5 protein-coding genes and 1 pseudogene are annotated in these 5,808 nt (G+C 62.0%); all 6 read right to left on the bottom strand.

Annotated elements, in window-relative coordinates; translation table 11 throughout:
• Positions 1-430: pseudogene (locus tag AC0AP0_RS08030) on the bottom strand (metal-sulfur cluster assembly factor); the annotation flags it as partial.
• Entirely contained in the window at positions 427-1,014 is a 588-nt protein-coding gene (sufU, locus tag AC0AP0_RS08035) for a Fe-S cluster assembly sulfur transfer protein SufU (protein ID WP_490430086.1), read from the bottom strand. The gene sufU and the pseudogene AC0AP0_RS08030, both read right to left, overlap by 4 nt.
• A gap of 60 nt (positions 1,015-1,074) precedes the next feature.
• Positions 1,075-2,349: a SufS family cysteine desulfurase gene (locus tag AC0AP0_RS08040; RefSeq protein ID WP_490430087.1), complete on the bottom strand. Its 1,275-nt coding sequence runs from the start codon at positions 2,347-2,349 to the stop codon at positions 1,075-1,077.
• Positions 2,350-2,370: 21 nt separating this feature from the next.
• On the bottom strand, positions 2,371-3,150 hold the full coding sequence (sufC, locus tag AC0AP0_RS08045; RefSeq protein WP_463603053.1) for a Fe-S cluster assembly ATPase SufC: 780 nt from the start codon (positions 3,148-3,150) through the stop codon (positions 2,371-2,373).
• A gap of 1 nt (position 3,151) precedes the next feature.
• Positions 3,152-4,378: a Fe-S cluster assembly protein SufD gene (gene sufD / locus AC0AP0_RS08050; RefSeq protein WP_261252635.1), complete on the bottom strand. Its 1,227-nt coding sequence runs from the start codon at positions 4,376-4,378 to the stop codon at positions 3,152-3,154.
• Positions 4,378-5,808, bottom strand: a 1,431-nt coding sequence (gene sufB, locus AC0AP0_RS08055; RefSeq protein ID WP_490430088.1) for a Fe-S cluster assembly protein SufB, incomplete at its 5' end; no start/stop codon positions are given. The genes sufD and sufB, both read right to left, overlap by 1 nt.

Here is a 5,808-nt window from a genome sequence, read left to right on the forward strand (position 1 = left end):
GGTGCAGGGCCTCCCTGACATCCTCGGCTGTGGCCCGGCCGATGTCGTCGACGGCCTTGAGAGGGATGGCCTCTTCAACGGCTGCCTCGGCATCAGCGGCATTCTGGTCCGCAGTCTTGGTACTGTTGTCGACTGGCATGCTGGCCGAGGATTGGTCGTTCGAGTCCCGGTCCGTTGACGCATCTTCAGCGGAAGCTTCGGGGATGGCTTCGTCGGCACGTCGATCGTCAGACTTGGCTGAATCGGACTTCTTGTCCGCCTGGCCGTCAACCTGACGCATGGAACCGCCTTCGGCCGACTTAAGAACCGTTTCAGCACCCAAGGGATTGCTGGCCAGCGCCTGTGCCGTGCCGGGATCGCTGATGGCCCTGCCTACCGAGGCCAGGATGGAGTCCTGGGGTTCGGGCACCAGATTCGTATTACCGCTCATACCTGCTCCTCCTTCTCACCTTTGTCGCCGTCTCGTCCGGCTGACAGGGCTTGGGCCACCGAGGCCTTCATGCCCTCCCAGCCCAGCAGGGCGCACTTGATTCGCATGGGATACTTGGACACGCCCTGGAAGACCATGGCATCGCCAAGAGCGTCCTGTGCCTTCTCGTCCTCTAGTCCGGCTCCGCGCGACTCCATGAGCTTGCGGAAGTCGGCAGCCAGATCCATGGCATGATCGACGGTCTGCCCCTGGACCAGATCCACCATGATGGACAGGCTGGCCTGGCTGATGGAACAGCCGGAACCCTGCCATACAATCCGCTGGATGAGGTCGGGACCACCCTGCTCGCCGGGGGTCACCTCCACATGTATGGTGGCCTGATCCCCGCAGGTGGGATTGAACTGGTGGGACTCGGCAGCCAGGCAGGCCTCGTGCTCCACCCTGATGGTCACGCCGTCGCCATCCGGGTCCTCCCCAGCATCAGCCCGATCCCCTACACGCCCGTGAGGATCCCGGGCTGCGTCCAGGATCACCTCCTGGTACATCTGCTCCAATTCCTCGTCATCCATCCCGAAATCCGCCATGTCCTTAAACCTACCAGTATGTCTTTGCCAAAACCGTCGATGCGCTGCCGGTGAAGACCCTCAAGCCACCCGGAAGAACCTGCGGACCCCGGAGACGGCATCCAGCAGGGCATCCGTGTCGGCTACGGTATTGTACACGCCGGTCGAGGCCCGGTTGGAGGCCATCAGACCGAAGTGTCGATGGACCGGCTGAGCGCAGTGGTGTCCCACGCGGATGGCAATGCCGCGTGAATCCACGTACTGGCCCACGTCATGGGGGTGGACCCCCTGCACATCGAAGGCGACCGTGCCGATCCGGTCCTTAGGAGTGGTTGGCCCCAGAATGCGTACCCCGTCCAACTCCCCCAGCCTCAACAGACCGGCGGTGATGGCCTTCTCGTGTTCGGCCACGTTCTCCATGCCCAGATCCATCAGCCAATCGGCGGCTACCCCAGCACCGATCATCTGAGCCACCGGCTGGGTGCCGGCCTCGAACCGGGCCGGAGGATCCATGTAGCTGGCTGGACGGTCCAGATAGGCCAGCTCCACCATGGATCCGCCGAATGATGCCGGAGGCAGGGCCTCAAGTAGCTCTCGGCGGCCATAGAGGAAGCCCACACCGGTGGGGCCGTACATCTTGTGCGCACTCCAGGCGGCGAAGTCCACATCCATGGCGTGCAGATCGATAGGCAGGTGAGGCACCGACTGGCACACATCCAGCACCACCAGGGCGCCCACCTGGTGGGCACGGTGAACGATGGGCTTGATGTCAGTGATGGCGCCGGTCACATTGCTGACGTGGGTGACGGCGACCACCTTGGTCCGCTCGGTGATGACCTGGTCGGCGGTATCGGCCAGAACACGGCCTTCAGGGTCCAGATCAAAGTACTTGAGGACCGCCCCGGTCCGGTAGCAGAGCTCCTGGAAGGGCAGGAGGACCGAGTGATGCTCGGCCTTGCTGACCACGACTTCATCGCCAGGCTTCAGGGCGAATCGACGTGCCGCCTTCCCCCCGCAGCCCAAGCTGGCGTTGCCGAAAGCGGTGGCCAGCAAGTTCAAAGCGGCTGTGGCCCCGGCGGTGACGACAATCTCCTCGCCGCCCTCCTGGCCTTCTGCGCCGACCAGGGCAGCCACACGTGAGCGCGCGTGCTCGAAAGCCACGGTGCTGCGGGCGGCCAGTTCGTGGGCGCCCCTGTGCACCCCGGCATTGTCCTTCAGGTAGAAGTCCCGAACGGCATCGATGACCGCCAGGGGTTTCTGGGCAGTGGCAGCCGAATCCAGATAGACCAGAGGGTGGCCATGCACCTGCTGGTCCAGGATCGGAAACTGCTGTCGAATGCTGTCATCAATGACCATTGCGGACCTCTTCTCTTATCCTCAGGCCAGGGCTGATTCAGAGTCGGCGCCCTCGGGCAGGTACTGGTCGTACCCGGTCTCCTCCAGGGTGTCGGCCAGCTCAGGGCCACCGGTCTTCACAAAGCGGCCGTCGGCGAAAACGTGGACGATGTCAGGCTTGATGTACTTGAGAATCCTGGTGTAGTGGGTAACCATGAGCACACCCATGCCGGTATTCTCCTTGGCCCTGTTGACCCCTTCGGAGACGATGCGCAGGGCATCCACGTCCAGACCGGAGTCGGTTTCGTCCAGGATGGCGAACTTAGGCTTGAGCAGCTCCAGCTGCAGGACCTCGGCCCGCTTCTTCTCGCCGCCCGAGAAGCCCTCGTTGACCGAGCGCTGGGCGAACTTGGGATCCATGCGCAGCCGCTTCATGGCATCGTTCAGATCCTTGGTCCACTGGCGAATGGCCGGAGCCTTGCCGTCGACCTCGGTCTTTGCAGTACGCAAGAAGTTAGTCATGGACACGCCGGGCACCTCGACCGGGTACTGCATGGCCAGGAAGAGCCCCGCCTTGGCCCGCTCGTCCGGGGTCATCTTGAGCAGATCCCGCCCATCAAGCAGTGCCTGGCCCGAATCCACCTCATACTTGGGATGGCCGGCCAGCGTGTAGGCCAGGGTGGACTTGCCCGACCCGTTGGGCCCCATGATGGCGTGGGTCTCGCCGGAGTTAACGGTCAGCGTGGCACCCTTGAGGATCTGCTTGCGACCCTCCTTGGTCTCGACCGAGACGTGCAGATCCTTGATTTCCAATGTGGACATGTCAGTTCTCCTCCAAAACGTGCTGCATCTCTTGATCCTCGCCGGCCGCCAGCCTGCGGTCGATGACCCCCATCAGGTGCCCGGAGACGCTGGGGACGTCAATCTCCTCCACCAGTTCACCGAAGAAGCCTCGAACCACCAGCTTGCGGGCCTCCTGCTCGGGAATGCCGCGGGACTGCAAGTAGAAGAGCTCCTCGTCGTCGAAGCGTCCGACCGAACTCGCATGGCCTGCCCCGATGATGTCGCCGTTCTCGATCTCCAGGTTGGGCTCGGAATCGGCGATGGCCCCAGGGGTCAGAACCAGGTTCCGGTTGAGCTCGTATGAGTCGGTTCCAGGCGCAGTCGGCTGAATGAGCGCGTTGCCCACCCAGGTGGTGTGCGCGCCGATTCCGTCCAAGGCACCCTTGTAGACCACACGGGACTTGCAATTGGGATGGTTGTGCACCACCATGGTCCGGTGTTCCATGTGCTGGCCGGGATCGACGAAGTAGATGCCCAGCATGTTCAGGTCGCCCTGCTCGCCGCCGAAGTCCTGGTCCATGCGCAGCCGCACGACATCGCCGCCCAGACTGACCACAGAGTGGCGTAGGGAGGCCTCGGCGCCCAGGTGAATGCGGTGGTTGCCTACATGCTTGCTGCCCTTGTCCCACTCCTGAATGAAGGTGGTCGACATCTGCGAATTGTCACCGATGTCGATTTCAACCCCCTCAGCCAGACGTGCCTGGCCTTGGTGCTCGACCACCAGATCGGCCTTGGTACCCGCTTCGGCCTTGATCACCAGGTGGAAAGCATCCAGTTCGGGGCCGCCACCATTGACACGGACCAGCACGGGCTGATCCAGGGTGCCCTTGAGATTGACCACGGTCGCCTGCTTGCCGCTGGCCCACTCCACAGCAGCTGCTCGGTCGCTGGGCTTGAGGACGGTGCCGCAGGGAGCCTGATCCATGGGAATCTGGCTGAAGCTGACCTGATCTGCGGGCGGTTCGGACCCGTCAATCATGGTGACTGAGACCTTGGTCAGACCACTGGGCTTGAAGACAGTGAAGAACTCCTCCATCCGGTCGATGGGGGTAAACCGCCAGTCATCCTGCTTGCGGGTAGGCATGGGAAAGTCATCAGGGTTGAAGGAACGTGGCTCCTTGTCGGCACTGGACGGCATGGTGGCCGGGAAAGCATAGGGATCCTTGGGATCCGCATGCGGAATGGTTATTTCGCTGTTTCGTGACATCAGCCTACCGAACCCTCCATCTGCAATTCGACCAAGCGGTTAAGCTCCAACGCGTACTCCATGGGCAGCTGCCGGGAAATGGGCTCCACGAACCCGCGCACAATCATGCCCATGGCCTCCTTCTCCTCCAGGCCGCGGCTCATCAGATAGAAGAGCTGGTCCTCGGAGACCTTGGAGACGGTGGCCTCATGAGCCATGGAGACGTCGTCCTCGCGAACATCCACGTGCGGGTAGGTATCCGAGCGGGAGTAGTCGTCCACCAGTAAGGCGTCGCAGACCACCGAAGAAGAGGACTTCTCGGCGCCTTTGATGATCTTGACCAGGCCTCGGTAAGCGGCCCTTCCCCCGTTTCGGGAGATGGACTTGGAGACGATGGTGGATGAGGTATGGGGTGCCAGGTGAATCATCTTGGCGCCCGTGTCCTGGTACTGCCCCTTGCCGGCGAAGCCCAGGGAGAGGGTCTCGGCCTTGGCGTAGGGCTCGGCCAGGATGCAGGCCGGATATTTCATGGTCGCCTTGGACCCGATGTTGCCGTCCACCCACTCCATGGTGCCGCCCTCGCGCACATAGGCACGCTGGGTGACCAGGTTGTAGACGTTGTTGGACCAGTTCTGGACCGTGGTGTAGCGCACACGGGCATGAGGTTCGACCACAATCTCCACGTTGGCCGCGTGCAAAGAGTCAGTGGAGTAAATGGGTGCTGTGCAGCCCTCCACGTAATGGACGTAGGAACCCTCGTCGGCAATGATCAGCGTGCGCTCGAACTGGCCCATGTTGGGTGTGTTGATACGGAAGTAGGCCTGCAGGGGGATGTCCACATGGACTCCCTTGGGCACATAGACGAAGGATCCGCCTGACCAGGCCGCCGTGTTCAGTGCGGCGAACTTGTTGTCGTCCGGGGGGATGACCGTGGCGAAGTACTTGCGGAAGAGGTCCGGGTACTCTTTCAAGGCCGTGTCCGTATCCAGGAAGATGACCCCTTGTTTGCGCAAGTCATCGCGGATGGAGTTGTAGATGACCTCGGACTCGTACTGGGCAGCAACACCGGAGACCAGCCGCTTCTTCTCGGCCTCGGGGATGCCCAGCCGGTCATAGGTGGTACGGATGTCGTCGGGCAGGTCCTTCCAGTCCTTGGCCTGCTCCTTTAAAGGCTTGACATAGTACTTGAAGTCGTCGGCATCGAACCCGCTTAAATCCACGCCCCACTTGGGCATGGGCTTTTCCATGAAGGCCCGATAGCCCTTGAGACGCATCTGCAGCATCCAATCAGGCTCGCCCTTGTCGGCCGAGATGGCCCGGACCACATCCTCGTCAATGCCCTTGTGGGCATTGCGCCCGGCATCATCGGAGTCGTGCCAGCCATAGGTATAGTCGCCGAACTCGGAGATGATCTGGTCGTCTTTTTTGATTTTTTCTTCGTTGACGCGGGA

The organism is Bifidobacterium sp. POST2/T3 (B1), from assembly GCF_058197115.1.

Bases quoted from the DNA above. Each gene is read 5' to 3' on its own strand.
- AC0AP0_RS08040 (WP_490430087.1), bottom strand. From the start codon at position 2,349: ATGGTCATTGATGACAGCATTCGACAGCAGTTTCCGATCCTGGACCAG.
- sufD (WP_261252635.1), bottom strand. From the start codon at position 4,378: ATGTCACGAAACAGCGAAATAACCATTCCGCATGCGGATCCCAAGGAT.
- sufU (WP_490430086.1), bottom strand. From the start codon at position 1,014: ATGGCGGATTTCGGGATGGATGACGAGGAATTGGAGCAGATGTACCAG.
- sufC (WP_463603053.1), bottom strand. From the start codon at position 3,150: ATGTCCACATTGGAAATCAAGGATCTGCACGTCTCGGTCGAGACCAAG.